At 43.2% G+C, this 18051-nt stretch carries 13 protein-coding genes; 9 read left to right on the forward strand and 4 right to left on the reverse strand.

Annotated elements, in window-relative coordinates; translation table 11 throughout:
- Window positions 1-27 precede the first annotated feature (27 nt).
- The 3 genes from F0227_RS07770 (at window position 28) to hldE (ending at window position 6363) form a co-directional block, all read left to right on the forward strand.
- Complete coding sequence (locus tag F0227_RS07770; RefSeq protein ID WP_171752630.1) at window positions 28-1626, forward strand: methyl-accepting chemotaxis protein; 1599 nt, start codon at window positions 28-30, stop codon at window positions 1624-1626.
- A gap of 319 nt (window positions 1627-1945) precedes the next feature.
- On the forward strand, window positions 1946-4792 hold the full coding sequence (glnE, locus tag F0227_RS07775; protein WP_171752631.1) for a bifunctional [glutamate--ammonia ligase]-adenylyl-L-tyrosine phosphorylase/[glutamate--ammonia-ligase] adenylyltransferase: 2847 nt from the start codon (window positions 1946-1948) through the stop codon (window positions 4790-4792).
- Window positions 4793-4932: 140 nt separating this feature from the next.
- Complete coding sequence (gene hldE, locus F0227_RS07780; RefSeq protein ID WP_171752632.1) at window positions 4933-6363, forward strand: bifunctional D-glycero-beta-D-manno-heptose-7-phosphate kinase/D-glycero-beta-D-manno-heptose 1-phosphate adenylyltransferase HldE; 1431 nt, start codon at window positions 4933-4935, stop codon at window positions 6361-6363.
- Between the two features lie 79 nt (window positions 6364-6442).
- Here hldE and tolC read toward each other — a convergent pair whose 3' ends face one another.
- Window positions 6443-7744: an outer membrane channel protein TolC gene (gene tolC / locus F0227_RS07785; protein ID WP_171752633.1), complete on the reverse strand. Its 1302-nt coding sequence runs from the start codon at window positions 7742-7744 to the stop codon at window positions 6443-6445.
- A 234-nt stretch (window positions 7745-7978) separates the two neighbouring features.
- Between tolC and nudF the strand changes: the two genes are divergently transcribed.
- The 6 genes from nudF to parC all read left to right on the forward strand — a co-directional run bounded on the left by nudF (window position 7979) and on the right by parC (window position 14898).
- A complete protein-coding gene (gene nudF, locus F0227_RS07790) occupies window positions 7979-8590 on the forward strand; it encodes an ADP-ribose diphosphatase (protein ID WP_171752634.1) in 612 nt (203 codons plus the stop codon).
- Window positions 8578-9015 carry a DUF1249 family protein gene (locus tag F0227_RS07795; protein WP_171752635.1) on the forward strand — a complete coding sequence of 146 codons (438 nt, stop codon included), beginning with the start codon at window positions 8578-8580 and terminating at the stop codon, window positions 9013-9015. The genes nudF and F0227_RS07795 overlap by 13 nt, the downstream gene beginning before the upstream one ends.
- Window positions 9016-9117: 102 nt before the next feature.
- Window positions 9118-9936 carry a 3',5'-cyclic-AMP phosphodiesterase gene (gene cpdA / locus F0227_RS07800; protein WP_171752636.1) on the forward strand — a complete coding sequence of 273 codons (819 nt, stop codon included), beginning with the start codon at window positions 9118-9120 and terminating at the stop codon, window positions 9934-9936.
- Window positions 9936-10517 (forward strand): esterase YqiA, encoded by a 582-nt coding sequence (yqiA, locus tag F0227_RS07805; protein ID WP_171752637.1) that lies wholly within the window; start codon window positions 9936-9938, stop codon window positions 10515-10517. Before cpdA ends, yqiA begins: the two co-directional genes overlap by 1 nt.
- Window positions 10518-10731: 214 nt before the next feature.
- A complete protein-coding gene (parE, locus tag F0227_RS07810) occupies window positions 10732-12612 on the forward strand; it encodes a DNA topoisomerase IV subunit B (protein WP_171752638.1) in 1881 nt (626 codons plus the stop codon).
- Window positions 12613-12615: 3 nt separating this feature from the next.
- Complete coding sequence (gene parC / locus F0227_RS07815; protein ID WP_171752639.1) at window positions 12616-14898, forward strand: DNA topoisomerase IV subunit A; 2283 nt, start codon at window positions 12616-12618, stop codon at window positions 14896-14898.
- Between the two features lie 72 nt (window positions 14899-14970).
- Here parC and degS read toward each other — a convergent pair whose 3' ends face one another.
- From degS to zapG, 3 genes are all read right to left on the reverse strand, one after another.
- The gene (gene degS, locus F0227_RS07820) at window positions 14971-16035 is read right to left on the reverse strand and encodes an outer membrane-stress sensor serine endopeptidase DegS (RefSeq protein WP_171752640.1); all 1065 of its coding nucleotides are present in this window, start codon (window positions 16033-16035) and stop codon (window positions 14971-14973) included.
- Between the two features lie 149 nt (window positions 16036-16184).
- Window positions 16185-17552: a Do family serine endopeptidase gene (locus F0227_RS07825; protein WP_171752641.1), complete on the reverse strand. Its 1368-nt coding sequence runs from the start codon at window positions 17550-17552 to the stop codon at window positions 16185-16187.
- 68 nt (window positions 17553-17620) lie between these two features.
- Window positions 17621-18046 carry a Z-ring associated protein ZapG gene (gene zapG, locus F0227_RS07830; protein ID WP_171752642.1) on the reverse strand — a complete coding sequence of 142 codons (426 nt, stop codon included), beginning with the start codon at window positions 18044-18046 and terminating at the stop codon, window positions 17621-17623.
- Window positions 18047-18051 lie beyond the last annotated feature (5 nt).

Genomic DNA, 18051 nt, shown 5'->3' on the forward strand with positions numbered 1-18051 from the left:
ACTTAAAGAATACGTGGAGAATTTGTAATGGCAAGCATAAAGATTAAACCGTGGGAAAGACTAATTACCGACATTCGTTTGGTGCCAAAATTAGTTATTTTAATGGTATTGAGTACCGTCCTAATTATTGCTAAGCAGTTATGGGATGCCAACACCTTTTATCAGTCGGTACTGTCAGTACAAAAAGACCAAACGGCGAGCTTTGCTATGGCTGAGGCTCGCATATTAGATAAAGTGCTAGCGATAGATAATAGTGAAATAGATGTAGATAAAGCGTTCGCGATATTAGATGCGAAACATCAACAAGGTCAGTTTACCTTTTTGATTGATCTTGATAGTGGAAAAGTGTCTGGGCATCCAAAGATTAAAACAGTCAGCGGGTTTAGTGGCAATACAGATGACGGGCGAGCTTTATCTCAGCTGTTATCTGGTAACAGCAAAAGCGTCGCTTTTGAGCTGAACGATGGTGAATCATTATTCCATGCTGAAAAGCTAGCAGATGCAAATTGGTTAGTGGTGGTATCGCAAAGCTCACAAATTGCACAGTCATACTATGATGCTTATGTTACCGAAATTATATGGCAGACGTTAGCGATGATCGTGATCTTTGTTGGTGTCTTATTAGGGGCGGCACATGTCATGTTACGTCAGACTAACTATATAATTGAAAGCATAAAAATGATGGCCAGTAAGAATCTATCTGTGCCCGTTGAGCTAGATTGTAAAGACGAATATGGTGATCTTGCCCGTGAGTTAGAGAAGACTCGCGTACAACTTCAAGACGTGATTAAGGCTCAGGTGAACTCTTCGCAAGAGTTGTCAGAAATGACGGAAATCATGACACTCAGCATGTCTGAAACAAAAGAGTCCTCTCAAGAAGAGTTTAATGAAATTGATTCATTGGCGACGGCGATGGGAGAGATGACCAGCACAGTTCTAACGGTTGCTGAGCACGCTAAAAATGCGTCGTCAGTGACAGAGAATGCCTCACAACAAGCGAAAACAGGCCAGAATTTTGTGCAAGACAGTGTGCAAAAAATGCGTGAGCTTTCCACCGATATTAGCCAGTCTGCTAATGCAGTAAACCAAGTTGAAGAACGAGTTGAGGCTATTGGTAGCGTTGTGGGTACTATTCAGGGCATTTCTGAACAGACCAACTTGTTGGCTCTGAATGCGGCCATTGAAGCGGCGAGAGCCGGTGAAGCGGGTCGTGGCTTTGCTGTGGTGGCTGACGAAGTGCGTAATCTAGCGCAGAGCACACAAACCGCTACGGTTGAAATTCAAGAGATGATCTCTCAACTGCAAAGCAGTGCTAACTCGGCAGTAGAGTTAATGGAAAAAAGTGTTGTGGAAGCGGCGGATGGTGCCGAGCTCGTTACCAATGCGGGTGAAGAGTTGAATGGCATTGTTGAGCAAGTGAACAATATTAATGATATGAACTTCCAAATCGCCACAGCCGCCGATCAACAAAGTAGTGTGGCTGAAGAGATGAACCAAAACTTGAATAATGTTAGAGAGTTGGTTGAAGCTTCGGTTGTGGTGGTGACTGAGTTGTTAGAGACTTCAGAGATCATGCAAAGTAATGCGGAAGAACTGGACGGGAAAATTCAGTCATTTAAGGTGTAATTAATACACAAACTATTTTGATATCAAAATACGACGCCCGCTTAGTTTAAGCGGGCGTTTTTTATTGTTAGAGTGGTGAGATTAACTAAATAACCTCAGCTCGGGATAATTTAAGCCGCTCAGTACTGCTCTTATAGTGTCTGACTTCGTTAAAATCAACGTGATAGAATAACTATCACTTATAATTTTGCCTTGTCATCCATCTAAAGTAGCAGCACTGCGCCTAGTTAAAGCTTAACTTATTATTAAATATGGAGTTTTGACTTTCTTATCCCCAGTTGAGGCTAAATACAGAACTGATGCAGAGCAAGGATGTGTAATGCAGCGACCAGATAGCCTTTCCCAACAATATCAAAAATCGTTTGACCAGTTGCCAGAACAGAGCCAGTTAGTGATAAATGAGTGGCCCTCGTTAAGAGTTGAAGAGTCAAAGCGGGTATTACCCCTGAGCCGTTTTGTGTGTGAATCACTGAGCCAAGATGAAGAACTCTGTTCACTTCTTCCTTCTATGCTGGCAGACAGTGACCGTTCACCACAATACCGACAAGCATTGAGTACGCAGTTGCAAGAGTGTCGCGATGAAGCCGCAGGGCTTAAAGTGCTTCGCCAGTTTCGACGACGAGAAATGGTCAACATAGCGTGGCGAGATTTTTCGGCTAGTTGGAGTTTGCAGCAGAGCCTTAGTCACCTCTCTATGCTGGCTGAAGCGATGATCTTTGAGACTTATCAGTGGCAATATCAGATCTGCTGTGGCGAGTGGGGAACACCTTGCAACGAGAATGGTGACGCTCAACCTATGCTGATCATCGGTATGGGAAAACTGGGTGGGGGAGAACTTAACTTTTCTTCGGATATCGATCTTATATTTACTTACCCGGAAAATGGTGAGACTCAAGGGGCAAGACGAAGCATTGCTAACGCGCAATTTTTTACCCGCTTAGGCCAGAGAATTATTAAAGCGTTGGATCAACAGACGTTTGATGGTTTCTGTTATCGGGTAGATATGCGGTTACGACCTTTTGGGGAAAGTGGCCCCTTGGTAATGAGTTTTGCTGCTTTAGAAGACTATTATCAAGAACAAGGCAGAGACTGGGAACGCTACGCGATGATTAAGGCTCGGGTAATGGGGCGCGAGATGTACCCAGAATACCAAGAGTTGCGACAGATGTTACGGCCATTTGTTTTTCGTCGTTATATTGATTTTAGTGCGATTCAGTCATTGCGAAGAATGAAGTCGATGATCTCTAGTGAAGTTCGTCGCCGGCAGCTTAGTAACAACATTAAGCTGGGAGCTGGGGGCATTAGAGAAATAGAGTTTATCGCACAAGTATTCCAACTTATCCGAGGCGGCAGAGAACCGTCTTTACGTGGACGCGGTTTATTGCAGACGTTACAGGCTATTGATGAGCTAAATTTGTTGGATAGTGAGGATGTGACACAACTTCACACGGCATACTGTTTTTTGCGTAAGTTAGAGAACCTTATGCAGGCTATGGCGGATAAACAGACTCAAACGCTTCCTGATGGAGAAGAAGAACAAGCCATGCTTGCCTGTGCGATGGGAGAGGACAATTGGCAGGTCATGCGAGAGAAAACAGCCAAGCACATGGAAAATGTTCATACTGTTTTTGAGAATCTAATAGGGGATGTTGAAGAAGAGAGTACGCCTGTTGATAAACACTTCTCTGAACTGTGGGATATGGCCCATTCAGAGGACGTTATTCAAGATGTATTGCGCGAAGATATTAACAGCCAAGATGCAGAGAAAGACGCCAACACCATTATTCAATTTAAAGCCGATTTGGCGAAAAAAACCTTAGGCCCAAGAGGACGAGACGTACTTAATAAGCTGATGCCAAAAGTGTTTCAGGCGATTTTTGCGCACAAGGATGCTCAATATGGCTTGCCTAGGGTGTTGCAGTTGCTGCACAAGATTTCAACACGAACAACCTATCTCGAGTTGCTGGATGAACATACGGCGGCGTTAACTCAGTTAGTGCGTTTATGCACTGCTAGCCCAATGATTTCTGAGCAATTGAGCCGCCATCCAATACTGCTTGATGAGCTGCTTGATCCGCAGCAACTCTATAACCCTATTGCCCTTGATTCTTATAAAGTGGAGTTACGAGATTTCCTTGCTCGTATCCCTGAAGATGATATGGAGCAGCAGATCGAGGGATTAAGGCAGTTTAAGCAGATATGTATTTTACGTATTGCCGCGGCTGATATTGCCGGGGCTCTGCCAGTGATGAAGGTGAGTGACCATTTAACCTATTTAGCGGAAGCCATTGTAGAAGCGGTCATCAACCAAGCGTGGCTACAACTGAGTGAGAAATATGGTGAGCCGGATTACTTAAAGGATAGTCACAGCAAAGGGCTAGCGGTTATTGGCTACGGAAAAGTTGGCGGCTGGGAACTTGGCTACAATTCCGATCTAGACATTGTGTTTATGCATGACTGTCCTGTTTCGAGCTATACCACAGGGAAGAAACAGATTGATAGTCGACAGTTTTATCTTCGCTTAGCGCAACGAATTATTCATATATTCTCTATTCGAACGGCATCGGGCATCCTTTATGAAGTGGATACAAGACTTCGTCCATCTGGTGCGTCTGGTTTGTTAGTCAGCCCGGTGGAAGCGTTTGAAGAGTATCAGTTAAATGACGCTTGGACGTGGGAACATCAGGCATTGGTCAGAACTCGTCTAATTTATGGTGACCACTCTTTGGTGAAAGCGTTTAGTAATATTCGTAATAAAGTATTGGCGTTACCAAGAGAAGAGAGCGAGCTTAAAAAACAAGTGGTTGATATGCGAGAAAAAATGCGTGATCACCTTGGTGGTAAAAAGGCGGGTCGTTTTATGCTCAAACAAGACACCGGAGGAATTACAGATATTGAGTTTTTAGCTCAATATCTGGTTCTTCGTTACAGCTCGGAGAACATTTCTCTTACTCGGTGGTCTGACAATGTACGTATTTTTGAATCTCTTGCTCAGCAAGAGATCGTATCCGAGCAAGATATGCAGCGACTGAACCATGCATACACAACTTTGAGAGATGAAATTCATCATAGAAATCTACTTAATCAAGAAGCGGATGTTGATAAATCACGCTTTGTTGAAGAAAGAGAGTGTGTGACGCAACAGTGGCAACGTTGGATGAGTTAGATTGTCGTTGCATTATCTCAACGTTTAATGAAATCAAAAGCATAAAGCTTGCCCTGTGACAGCGCAGCGTTAAGTTCTGCGCCTTGAGGTTACTTGGGTATATAAGTTAACATTGGCACAAATTATTTTTGGAGAACCTTATGAAACCGATATTGCCGGATTACAGTCAATCGGGTGTGCTTATTATTGGTGATGTCATGCTAGATAGGTATTGGTACGGCCCAACGGGACGTATCTCACCTGAAGCTCCCGTCCCTGTAGTTAAAGTTGAAGATAATGAAGAGCGACCGGGTGGTGCAGCTAACGTGGCAATGAACATTGCTGCACTCAGTGGTAAGGCAACGGTAATTGGTTTGGTTGGTGAAGATGAGCCAGCACAGGTTCTCACCAACACCTTAAGTTCACTAAAAGTAAATTGTCAGTTTGTACCATTGGCTGAGTTCCCAACCATCACTAAATTACGAGTGATGAGCCGTGGACAGCAGATGATTCGATTAGATTTTGAAGATAAGTTTACAGGTGTTGATCCGGAACTTATGTTAGCGCAAATGGAGACGGCACTACCAAATGTACAATCGGTTGTGCTATCAGACTATGCCAAAGGCGCATTAGAGCACGTTCAAGCTTTAATCCAAAAGGCACGCGCAGCTGGTTTACCTGTGTTTATTGATCCGAAAGGGGCAGACTTTGAACGCTATCGTGGCGCGACATTGTTGACCCCTAACATGGCCGAGTTCGAGTTAGTTGTCGGTAAAGTAGAAGATGAACAGCAACTGGTTGAAAAAGGACTGGACCTGATCGAACGTTACGATTTTGAAGCCTTACTGGTGACTCGTAGCGAACATGGGATGACGCTATTGCGTAAAGGCGAAGAGCCTTTTCATCTGCCTACATTAGCCAAAGAAGTTTTTGATGTGACCGGTGCCGGTGATACGGTGATTTCCGTTCTTGCTGCTTCGGTAGCGGCAGGTAAGCCTCTTGATGAAGCGTGTGCATTAGCCAATGCAGCTGCAGGTGTTGTTGTTGGAAAACTCGGTACTTCTACGCTATCGACTATTGAGCTTGCGGAAGCCATTCACGGTAGTCAGGATACTGACTATGGTGTGATTACTGAAAGCGCTTTAATTGAAGCGGTGAAGAAAGCCCGTTCAAAAGGTGAGAAAGTGGTTATGACAAATGGCTGCTTTGACATTTTACATGCCGGACATGTCTCTTATCTTAATCATGCGGCTGAACTTGGTGACCGTTTGATTGTTGCTGTAAATAGTGACGATTCCGTTAAGCGATTAAAAGGACCGGGTCGTCCAGTTAATCCAACAGAAAGACGAATGGCCGTTCTAGCCGGTTTGGGTGCCGTTGATTGGGTGGTGCCTTTTGAAGAAGATACGCCACAACGTCTTATTTCTGAAGTATTGCCTAGCTTGCTAGTGAAAGGTGGCGATTATAAACCTCACGAAATTGCGGGTGGTGACGAAGTTATTGCCGCTGGCGGTGAAGTTAAGGTGCTTAACTTTGAAGAGGGTGTTTCTACTACTGAAATCATTAAAGCCATCAAAGGTGGCAAAGAGTAGATGGTTACACGGCACAGATTTTAGTTAAAAAAGAAGGGGCCAGATAAGTTATCTGGCCCCTTTTCTATTTAAAGTGCTTTTAATTTGCTTTCATCAAGCTGGCGTTGATATCAATGATATCTTGTTCACTCAGTGAACCAACGGCATTACGAAGCTTTAATACGCTAATAATGTAGTTGTAACGAGCGTTAGCTAGATTACGGTTAGCATCATATAGACGTCTTGTTGAATCCAGTACATCAACGATAGTACGAGTACCTACATCAAACCCTGCTTCTGTTGCTTCTAAAGCAGACCTAGCAGAAACAACCGACTGCTCATAAGCTCGAATAGTACCAATGGTAGCATTAATATCGTTATTGGTGCTGCGAACCGAAGTGACAACTTTACGATAGCTCGCTTCTAGGTTTTCACTTTCTACTACGTAGTTGTACTCAGCTTGTTTAACCTGAGAAGTAACGTTACCACCAGTGTAAAGTGGAATCGCTAAGTTTAGACCGATATTGAAATCGTTAGCATCAAAGTCATTTGCGCTTTCTGTTTGATCTGAGCGTCTGTATGAACCGTCCAGAGATAACTCTGGTAAATGACCTGAGCTCGCTAGAGAGATGTTGTCTCGAGCGATATCTTGAGCGATACGAGCACGCAGTAGCGTTAAGTTTTGTGTTTGAGCCATCTCTAACAGCTGTTGAGGTGATTCTTGGCTTTTTTCAGCGGAGAAACTCTTCGTGTCGAGAATGTTTAGATCAGTATGTTCCTGCCCAGTAATTTCACGTAACGCTTCGTAGCTGTTGATTAAAGCGTTTTCGCTTACGACTTCATTGGCTAATACAGTATCGAACTGAGCTTGAGCATCGTGCACATCTGTAATGGCAGATAGGCCAACTTCAAAACGTTGTTTAGTCTGTTCAAGTTGGCGTCCAACCGCCGCTTTTTCTGCTCGAACAAATTCTAGGCTATCTTGCGCTCTTAATACTTCAAAGTACGCAGTAGAAACACGTAAAATCAAACCCTGTTGCTCTTCTGCATATTGAGCATCAGCTTTACGAGCGGTTTTTTCTGCTGTGTCTAATGTGATCCAGCTAGAGCGTTTATACAACTGTTGAGTAAACCCTACGCCAGCACCAAATAGGTTACTTTCTCGGCTATTTACATCACTACGGTTGATGTCATAGTTTGCCGTAAGATTGATTTGTGGAAGAAGTGAACTACGGCTAGACGTTATCGCTTCAAATGCCGCATCTTTTTGAGCAGCTGTACGTAATAATGTTGGGTCATTTTCTTTTGCTAGGTTATAGATACCAGCAAGATCATCTGCCATAGAGTAGCTAGCAACACTACTGAGTGTGACGCTGATAATCAAAGGTAGCAGCTTTTTCATCGGTTTTTTCCTGCCTTATTTATAGTCGAATCTTCAAGAGTTTAACCTAAACTGTCATGTTTTGGCGTTAATCTTTGCGCTTTTTTACACTTTATTGTCCGGTTGTGCAATAAATATCTTGTTTACCCAAAGAAATTTTTAGTATTTATTAAAAAAGTTGAGGCTTATCATTGGTGGGAAAGATACTCTATGATTAAATAACTCAATTATGAACTATAGGATCTAACACTCATCATGAAATCTCAATATACACCGAACGATGTAGAAATTATCTCAAAAGAGAGGTTATTCCGAGGTTTCTTTCAAATGGTTAAGCTGACATTTAGACACAAGCTATTTGCTGGTGGTTGGAGCGAGCCTATAGAAAGAGAGCTGTTTGAGCGAGGTCATGCCGCGGCTATGTTGCCTTATGACCCGATTCGCGATGAAGTGGTATTGATAGAGCAGGTTCGTGTTGGCGCTCTTGAGCATGAAAATCCATGGCAGTTTGAGATTGTTGCCGGGATCATGGATGCAGAAGAGAGTGTTGAAGACTTAGTGAGAAGAGAAGCAATGGAAGAGGCAGGAGTAGAGGTACGTCAACTTTCGCCAATTACCAATTATTACCCTTCTTCGGGAGGTTGCTCTGAGCGATTAGATGTTTTCGTCGGTCAAGTTGACGCATCAACCGCGAGCGGTGTTCATGGTTTAGAGTATGAAAATGAAGATATTCAAGTCCATGTTATGAGCCGTGAACAAGCATATTCTATGGTGAAAAATGGAAAAATTGAGAATGGTGCCTCAATAATTGCATTGCAATGGCTTGAATTGAATAGAGAAGAATTATTATCGCAATGGCAAATTTAGCGTCAAGCAAACCGTATCATGTTGATCTCGCTGAGTTGATGCGGATATATGAAACAAATTATGCAAAGTTAAACGCACTTTTGCCTAACCAACCGAGTGTTGGAGATAGTCGCTCTTATCAAGTGATTGCGCTTTCTTATCAACTTGATGTTGTGGAAGTGACCAAATACACCACCTTGATTGATGTTAGCCAGTGTGATGAAAATCCAGTTTTTCCACTGCCGAAGATGACGGTAAGGCTATATCATGATGCTAGAGTTGCGGAAGTGTGTGCTAGTGAGCAGATCTCTAGGGTACAAGCCCGATATGATTACCCAAACAAAAAAATGATGCAGAAGGATGAGAAACTTCAGCTAAATCGTTTTTTAAGTGACTGGTTATCATTTTGTTTAAAAAATGGCATCAGTCGGGCACCGATTTTTTAGAAATATAGGCGTTATAAAGTAAACGCAAAAACAGCTATCTGTGCCAGTAGCAGTAACTAGAACAGCATTTATAATGATTGAAGGAACATTAGGTTTACTATTTTGAAACTATCAGCAAGCAAAAATAATCACAAAGTACAGCTTTTACAGATTACAGATACTCACCTGTTTTCTGATAAAAACGGCTGCTTATTGAGCGTGAATACTTTTGATAGCTTTCGCGCAGTTGTTGATGAAATTGTGCTTAATAAGCAGAGTTTTGATGCGATACTCGCCACTGGTGATATTTCACAAGATCATAGCGTAGAGTCTTATCAACGCTTTGAGCAAGGTATAGAGCCGCTGGAGAAACCTTGCTTTTGGTTACCGGGTAATCATGATTTTAAACCAAGTATGCATAGTGTTATCCCTTCTGAACAAATTCGTTCTGAGAATCATTTCTTTGCTGGTGAGCATTGGCAAGTGATATTGCTAGACAGCCAAGTTGTGGGTGTTCCTCACGGTAGACTAAGTGAAACACAGCTGGAATTTTTGGATAATAAGCTGTCTGAAAACCCTTCTTTACATTCGTTAGTACTTTTGCATCATCATCCTATTCCTGTCGGTAGTGCTTGGTTGGATCAGCATACATTGACAGAAGCGCAGGATCTTTGGGCCATACTGGCGAAGCACAGCAACGTTAAAGCACTTTTAAGCGGGCATGTTCACCAAGACTATGATGAACGCCATAATGGCGTTAGAGTGATTACGACCCCCTCAACTTGTGTTCAATTTAAACCTGATTCTGACGATTTTGCTCTAGATGCGCTTTCTCCCGGTTGGAGAATGCTAAATTTGTTTGATGATGGTCGATTAGAAACCGAGGTTTTTCGACTACAAAATGGTCGCTTCTCTCCTGACTTTACTTCAGGTGGTTATTAATGAAGCCATCCCTGTTACTTTATATTCATGGGTTTAATAGTTCTCCGTTATCGTTGAAAGCGAATGAGATGAAAAGCTATTGTGAGACTCACCGACGTGATATTAAGGTCGTTATCCCACAACTTCCTTGCTTTCCAGAGCAAGCCAGCGAGTTGCTGATAAGCTTGGTCGAAAAGTATCAGGATGAATATCGTATTGGTCTTGTCGGAAGCTCATTGGGCGGTTACCTCTCTACTTGGTTAAATAGCCTTTATGGTTTTAAGGCCGTATTGATAAATCCTGCGGTCAAACCGTATGAGTTGTTAGAAGATTATCTTGGGGAACAAGTTAACCCTTATACCCATGAGCGTTATGTTTTGAAAGCGCAGCATATAGACACGTTAAAAAGCTTAGATGTTGTAGAGCTAAAATCTGCTGAAGATTTTTGGTTGTTGCAGCAAGAAGGGGACGAAGTGCTCGATTATCGTCAAGCGGTGGATAAATTTGCCGATGCGAAGCAAACCGTTGAAAAAGGTGGAGACCACAGTTTTCAAGGATTTGAGCGATTCCCTCAACAAATTGTTAATTTTTTACAGCTTTAAAATGAAAAGCATTGGGGATGGGTCATAAAAATATCCATCCCGTGAGCAACGCGCTTGACAACAGCGGCCTTGTTCCAGACTATGTTCTCCTTGTTTCCCGTGAAATAACGATATTCAGAAAATCTCATTTCTGCTAAATGCGAAACTGACCGAGTTTTAAACATCATATTCTCACGGTAAAGTAACCCTAATTGAAGAAGTATAATTCCGTATTATGACTGAACAATATAATGCTGGAGCCATTGAGGTTCTTAATGGCTTAGAGCCGGTACGTCGCAGACCAGGGATGTATACGGATACCGTACGTCCTAACCACTTAGGCCAAGAAGTTATCGACAACAGTGTCGATGAAGCCTTGGCTGGTCACGCCTCTAAAGTGCAAGTCATCCTTCACGCTGATCAATCATTGGAAGTCATTGATGATGGACGAGGAATGCCTGTTGATATCCACCCGGAAGAGAAAATCTCCGGTGTGGAATTGATACTTTGTAAGCTCCATGCTGGTGGCAAATTTTCCAATAAAAGCTATCAGTTTTCAGGTGGTTTGCATGGTGTAGGTATCTCCGTAGTTAACGCCTTGTCAAAACGTGTAGAAGTGGTGGTAAGAAGAGATGGCCAAGTTTACAGCATTGCTTTTGAGCATGGCGATAAGGTGTCGGATCTTGAAGTGATCGGTACCTGCGGTCGTCGCAACAAAGGTACCAGTGTTCATTTCTGGCCAGAAGCCAAGTATTTCGACTCAGCTAAGTTTTCTGTTTCGCGCTTAATCAATAATTTGAGAGCAAAAGCCGTTCTATGCCCCGGTTTAGAGATTGTTTTTACCGATAAAGTGAATGGTAATGAACATAAATGGCTTTATGAAGATGGTTTAAAAGACTACTTAGCTGAAGGTGTAAAAGGTTATACCGTACTGCCAGAACAGCCATTTACGGGTGAGTTTAAAGCAGAAACAGAAGCGGCCAACTGGGCCATTATCTGGCAGCCGGAAGGTGGCGAACTGATTACAGAAAGCTACGTTAACTTGATACCTACTGCTCTTGGTGGCACACATGTAAATGGCTTGAGACAAGGCTTGTTAGATGCCATGCGAGAGTTTTGCGAGTTCCGTAACTTGCTGCCTCGTGGCGTTAAGCTAACAGGGGATGATGTTTTTGACCGCTGTTCTTATGTTTTGTCGATTAAAATGCAAGATCCTCAGTTTGCTGGGCAGACAAAAGAGCGTTTATCGTCTCGTCAATGTGCTGCATTTGTGTCGGGTGTGGTGAAAGATGCCTTTAGCTTGTGGCTAAATGAAAGACCACAAATCGCTGAATTGATGGCTGAGATGTGTATTGCCAATGCTCATCGACGCATGCGAGCCAGTAAGAAAGTGGTGCGTAAGAAAATCGCATCAGGCCCTGCATTACCAGGAAAGCTGACGGATTGTTCAGTACAAGATTTAAACCGAACAGAACTGTTCTTAGTGGAAGGGGATTCGGCGGGCGGCTCAGCGAAACAAGCGAGAGACCGTGAGTTCCAAGCTATTATGCCGCTGCGCGGTAAGATCCTAAATACATGGGAAGTGTCTGCCGATCAGGTGTTAGCGTCTCAGGAAGTGCACAATATCTCGGTTGCGCTGGGTATTGATCCGGATAGTGATGATCTAGAAAGTTTACGTTACGGAAAAGTTTGTATACTCGCGGATGCGGACTCCGATGGTTTGCATATCGCTACGCTTCTTTGCGCCCTATTTGTTAAACACTTTAGAGCTCTGGTTGAGGCGGGACATGTTTATGTCGCTATGCCACCACTATTTAGAATTGATTGTGGAAAAGAAGTTTTCTATGCCCTAGATGAAGAAGAAAAAGAAGGGGTATTGGAACGCTTGAGTAAGAAGAAAGCGAAAATAAATGTTCAGCGATTTAAAGGTTTGGGTGAGATGAACCCACTGCAATTGCGCGAAACTACTATGGATCCTAATACTCGTCGTTTAGTACAGCTAACCATTGATGATTGTGAATTGACTAATGAAATGATGGATATGTTGTTAGGTAAGAAACGTGCCGATGATAGACGGACGTGGTTACAAACAAACGGCGATTTAGCAGAGGTTTAATTGATGTCTACAGAAATGTCATTTGATGGTGTTGAACAGCTGCCACTAAGAAAATTTACCGAAGACGCCTACCTTAATTACTCTATGTACGTAATTATGGATAGGGCGTTACCTTATATTGGTGATGGTTTAAAACCGGTTCAGCGCCGTATTATTTACGCTATGTCTGAGCTTGGTCTTTCTGCTGCGGCCAAATATAAGAAATCTGCTCGTACGGTTGGTGATGTTCTGGGTAAGTACCACCCACATGGCGACTCAGCGTGTTATGAAGCCATGGTATTAATGGCTCAACCATTTTCTTATCGCTACCCTCTTGTCGATGGACAAGGTAACTGGGGGGCGCCAGATGATCCTAAGTCATTCGCGGCAATGCGTTATACCGAAGCCAAGCTTTCTAAGTTTGCCGAGGTGCTGCTTGGTGAACTAGGCCAAGGAACGGTTGAATGGCAACCCAACTTTGATGGCACTATGAAAGAGCCACAAATGTTGCCGGCACGTTTACCACATATATTGCTGAATGGTATTACTGGTATTGCCGTTGGTATGGCAACAGACATTCCACCTCATAATATTCGTGAAGTGGCAGAAGCGACCATTCATCTGATTGATCATCCATCGGCTCAACTGCCTGATATTTTGAACTATGTTCAAGGGCCTGATTACCCAACTGAAGCTGAGATAATTTCACCAAAATCAGAACTGGAAAAAATATATAGAACGGGCCGAGGAAGCATTAAAGCCCGTGCGGTATGGCATAAAGAAGGTAATGACATTGTGATTACCGCGCTGCCTCATCAAGTTTCCGGTGCTAAGTTATTGGAACAGATAGCCGCACAAATGCGAGCGAAGAAACTGCCGATGGTTGATGACCTTCGTGATGAATCTGATCACGAAAACCCAACCAGAATTGTCGTAGTTGCCCGTTCAAACCGTGTGGATTGTGAGCAGTTGATGAATCACCTGTTCGCCTCAACGGATCTAGAGAAAAGTTTCAGGGTCAATATCAATATGATTGGCCTAGATAACCGTCCTCAAGTAAAAGGCTTGGTCAAGATTTTATCTGAGTGGATTGAGTTTAGACGTGCAACCGTTCGTCGTCGTGTTCAATATCGTCTAGATAAGATCCTAGCACGGTTACATATTTTAGAAGGTTTGTTGATCGCTTATCTTAACCTAGATGAAGTGATTGAAATTATTCGTACCGAAGATGATCCCAAAGCTGTTTTGATGGAGCGCTTTGGTATCAGTGACATTCAAGCGGATGCTATTTTAGACACCAAACTTCGTAATCTTGCTAAATTAGAAGAGATGAAGATTCGTGGCGAACAGTCAGAATTAGAGAAAGAGCGCAACAAGCTGGAACTGCTGCTAGGTTCTGAGCGTCGCATGAATACACTGCTCAAGAAAGAGATTAAAGCTGATGCGGAAAAATATGGTGATGACCGTCGTTCACCATTGGTTGAGCGAAGTGAAGCCAAAGCACTGACTGAGCGAGATCTGATCCCAAGTGAAGCGATCACCGTGGTTCTTTCCGAAAAAGGTTGGATTCGTCATGCGAAAGGCCATGATGTTGATGCCTCTTCCTTAAACTATAAGTCGGGTGATGGTTATCTTGCTCATGCGTGTGGTAAGAGTAATCAGCAAGCGGTTTTCTTAGGTTCTGATGGACGAAGTTACTCTTTAGAGTCTCACTCTTTACCGTCGGCAAGAAGCCAAGGAGAGCCAATAACAGGCCGCTTAAACATCGCTGAAGGGACGAATGTAAGACAGGTTATTATGGGAGAGGAGACTCAACTGTGGCTTGTTGGCTCCGATGCAGGTTATGGCTTTGTTTGTAAAGGTGGTGACTTACTGTCGAAAAATCGCAGCGGTAAGGCATTAGTGAATTTACCTGAGAACTCCTCAGTTATTACACCTAACCCTATTGCAGACTTAGATAATGACGAGATTTTGGCTATAACAAATCTTGGCCGGATGTTGCTGTTCCCAATCAAAGATCTACCTCAATTGAGTAAAGGTAAAGGTAACAAGATCATTAATATTCCGGCAGCAAAATCTAAGGCCCGGGAAGAGATGGTTTGTCACCTATTGTCCATTCCTCAAGGAGCGTCAGTGACTCTGTTTGCAGGTAAGCGTAAACTTGGGCTTAAACCGGCTGATCTGGATAACTTTAGAGGTGAGCGCGGACGTCGTGGTGGATTGCTGCCAAGAGGGTTACAGCGCGTGACCAGTATTGAAATTGAACAGGCGAGTGTTGCGAGCAAAGAAGAGCCAGAAGATGAGTAAGTACTGAACGGTATTTATTTAACTAGATAATAAAAAATCCCGACCAATGAGTCGGGATTTTTGTAGGCTTTTTTATGGGTTAGGCAGTTCTGCAACGGTAACCGGCAAGGTCATGCTTTTTCCATCACGAACAATATCGACGTCCACCGTTGTGCCGGGACGAAGATCGGTGACGGTATCCATGACGCTTTGTCGGCCACTAATTTTATGACCATTTATTTTGATAATAACATCGTTTTTTTGGAATCCGGCTAACGCTGCAGGGCCTTGCTCATCAATACCTAAAACGATAATTGCGCCAATATAGTCGCCACCTAACATTCGTGATGTCATTGCGGTGACGTCTTGTCCATCAACGCCGATATAGCCTCTAATCACTCGTCCATCAGCGATAATCTTGTTCATGATTTTATTTGCTAATGCATAGGGAATCGCAAACGAGATACCGTAAGTTTCTAGATCGGTCGCTTGTTGGAAGGAAGCCGTATTAATGCCGACTAATTGACCTTGTGTGTTGACCAGTGCGCCCCCAGAGTTTCCTTGGTTAATTGCCGCATCTGTTTGAATAAACGCTTGGCGGCCGCCTGCGCTAATGGATGAACGGCTTGTGGCGGAGATAATGCCAAATGTTGTGGTTTGTCCTAAGTTATATGGGTTACCTATGGCCAAAACAACATCACCAACTTTGGCTTTATAGTTAGGATCCAATGGAATGGTCGGTAAGTTGCTTTCTTCTATTCTCAATACAGCAATGTCTGTGCGTTGATCTTTACCAACCAGTTGCCCGCTGGCAATTCTGCCATCCTGAAGGGCGACCGTAATCTCATCTGCTTGAGCAATCACATGAAAGTTAGTAATGATATAGCCTTTATCACTAACAATAACGCCAGAGCCCAGCCCTTGAACTTGAAGGTTTTTTTGCCCTTCAGAGGTGTATTTTCTACTGTAGATATTCACCACAGCAGGTGCTGCAAGCCTTACTGCATTATTGAATGAGATCTGCAGTTCGCTAATGTTGTTTGCTGTTGGGTTAATATTGTTGGGAAGAATATTTGAGCGTAAAGAGGGGAATGCCAGCAGCACGACTAATGCGGTGACCAATCCTAAACCAATTGAGCGTAATAAAAAATTCAGCATGTATTCCTCAATGCTGGAGAACAGAAAAGTATCGTTTGGTGTATATAACAGGCAAGGATACCATTTTGCTTTTTTTAATACCAATGACAAAAAAAGAGCACGTATAAATGAATATATACGTGCTCCTTTTTGTGATCAATGTTTTACAGTTAACGAACAACTAAATAAATGGTTCTGCCATCTCGTTGTACATTTAATGCTAACACGCTCGGCTTATCTTCCAGAATCGCTCTTAACTCGCCAAGATTACGGACGCGCTTACGATTCACTCCAAGAATAATATCGCCACTTTGCAGCTGATACGCTTCTGCGGCAGAGCCTTTTTCTATGTTGGTTACCTTAATACCTTCAGCTTCATCTTCTGAAGTCGTATTGCTGAGCTCTGCTCCTTGTAGGCCATCATGCAGTTTATCTGCTTTGGTTTTGCTGTCACCCGCTTCACCTAACACCACATCAAAGCTCATCGCCTTGCCGTCTCTCACAATACCGATGGCGACTTTCTTGCCTGCACCTAGAGTGGCAATTTTGGCTCTAAGCTCACCAAATGTCGCAATCTCTTTTTTGTTGATGGAAACAATGATGTCTCCAGCGGCTAATCCAGCTTTATCTGCGGCACTATCGGCTACGACTTGGCTAACAAAGGCACCCTTGCTCGCTTCGTAGCCAAGAGCTTCTGCTAGCTCGGAGGTGACTTCACCACCTTGTACGCCTAACATTCCGCGTTTGACTTCTCCAAACTCAACAATTTGTTCCGTTAAGTTTTTCATCATGTTTGATGGAATAGCGAATCCAATTCCTATGTTGCCGCCATTAGGCCCAAGTATGGCGGTGTTAATACCGATTAATTCACCACGTAAGTTGACAAGCGCACCACCGGAGTTACCACTGTTAATGGCGGCATCGGTTTGGATGAAGTTTTCAAAATTCTCTATATTAAGGCCACTTCTGCCTAATGCTGAAACGATACCTGATGTGACTGTCTGTCCTAGACCGAATGGGTTACCAATAGCAACGCTAAAGTCGCCGACGCGAATGGAATCTGAGTCTGCAAGTTTAATCGCGGTTAAGTTTTTGGCTTGCTCAAGTTTTAGTAAGGCGATATCAGACATCTGATCGCCACCTATCAACTCTGCATCATATTCACGACCATCATGAAGTTGTACTTTGATTTTGTCGGCACCATTAATGACGTGGTAGTTCGTGACAATATGTCCTTTGTCAGCATTAATGATTACACCAGAGCCCAAACCTCTAAATGGTCTTTCTTGAGTCTGTTCTGCTGGCATGTCTGGGCCAAAGAAATAGCGAAATGCTTCGGGAATACGTTGTTTTGATACGTGTTTGCCTTCTACCGCAATGCTAACTACGGCGGGTGTAACTTGCTCAAGCATTGGGGCTAAACTTGGAAGTTGTTGACTGTCGACGCTTAGGGGAAGAGCTGCGGTTGCAGGCATCGGCGCTAGTGTTGTACTGAGACTTAGCGCTAATGCAGTGAATGCAAGCATAGGTTTTTTCATCATATGTTCCTCGTTTTACTCATGATGAATATGACTAAAAAACCTATATCTAGTTCAAATTTTTTTACTTATGCTGTTTTTACAACGTCAGGTGCTTTGATGATCTCTTTTTTCTCAGGGGTTAACAACCCAGTCGCACCATTCGCGTAATCCTTAGGTTGCAGGTTAAGATCTTCCGTTTGTTCTTCTTGTGGCGTGACGATTTTAGAAAACGGCTTATCCTGCTCTGGAAGATTAGGTAATAGCTCCGAAGATGTCTTAGCCAGATGTTGATACAGCTTAGTGTAATCTTTTCCAAGTACATCGAGCATCTCTGCTGTTTGTGAGAAATGATCGGTTAATTCTTGTCGTTGTTGTTCTAATTCAAACTTGGCTGTTTCCAGCTCTTTTTTCATCTGTTGGTGCTTTTTGTACTGAGGGGTTTTAATGCGGGCAATAATAATGCCGAATATTGCGCCTACTAATAAGCCTGATAATCCAAAAATCCAAGGCATAAAAG

Origin of the sequence: Vibrio sp. 99-8-1, assembly GCF_013114595.1 — a bacterium.
In the GTDB taxonomy this organism is placed as follows: Bacteria; Pseudomonadota; Gammaproteobacteria; order Enterobacterales; family Vibrionaceae; genus Vibrio.

What these genes read in the sequence shown, in the direction of transcription:
- hldE (WP_171752632.1), top strand. Translation starts at nt 4,933, where the DNA reads ATGAAACCGATATTGCCGGATTACAGTCAATCGGGTGTGCTTATTATT.
- F0227_RS07795 (WP_171752635.1), top strand. Translation starts at nt 8,578, where the DNA reads ATGGCAAATTTAGCGTCAAGCAAACCGTATCATGTTGATCTCGCTGAG.
- F0227_RS07770 (WP_171752630.1), top strand. Translation starts at nt 28, where the DNA reads ATGGCAAGCATAAAGATTAAACCGTGGGAAAGACTAATTACCGACATT.
- nudF (WP_171752634.1), top strand. Translation starts at nt 7,979, where the DNA reads ATGAAATCTCAATATACACCGAACGATGTAGAAATTATCTCAAAAGAG.
- yqiA (WP_171752637.1), top strand. Translation starts at nt 9,936, where the DNA reads ATGAAGCCATCCCTGTTACTTTATATTCATGGGTTTAATAGTTCTCCG.
- parE (WP_171752638.1), top strand. Translation starts at nt 10,732, where the DNA reads ATGACTGAACAATATAATGCTGGAGCCATTGAGGTTCTTAATGGCTTA.
- F0227_RS07825 (WP_171752641.1), bottom strand. Translation starts at nt 17,552, where the DNA reads ATGAAAAAACCTATGCTTGCATTCACTGCATTAGCGCTAAGTCTCAGT.
- parC (WP_171752639.1), top strand. Translation starts at nt 12,616, where the DNA reads ATGTCTACAGAAATGTCATTTGATGGTGTTGAACAGCTGCCACTAAGA.
- tolC (WP_171752633.1), bottom strand. Translation starts at nt 7,744, where the DNA reads ATGAAAAAGCTGCTACCTTTGATTATCAGCGTCACACTCAGTAGTGTT.
- zapG (WP_171752642.1), bottom strand. Translation starts at nt 18,046, where the DNA reads ATGCCTTGGATTTTTGGATTATCAGGCTTATTAGTAGGCGCAATATTC.
- glnE (WP_171752631.1), top strand. Translation starts at nt 1,946, where the DNA reads ATGCAGCGACCAGATAGCCTTTCCCAACAATATCAAAAATCGTTTGAC.
- degS (WP_171752640.1), bottom strand. Translation starts at nt 16,035, where the DNA reads ATGCTGAATTTTTTATTACGCTCAATTGGTTTAGGATTGGTCACCGCA.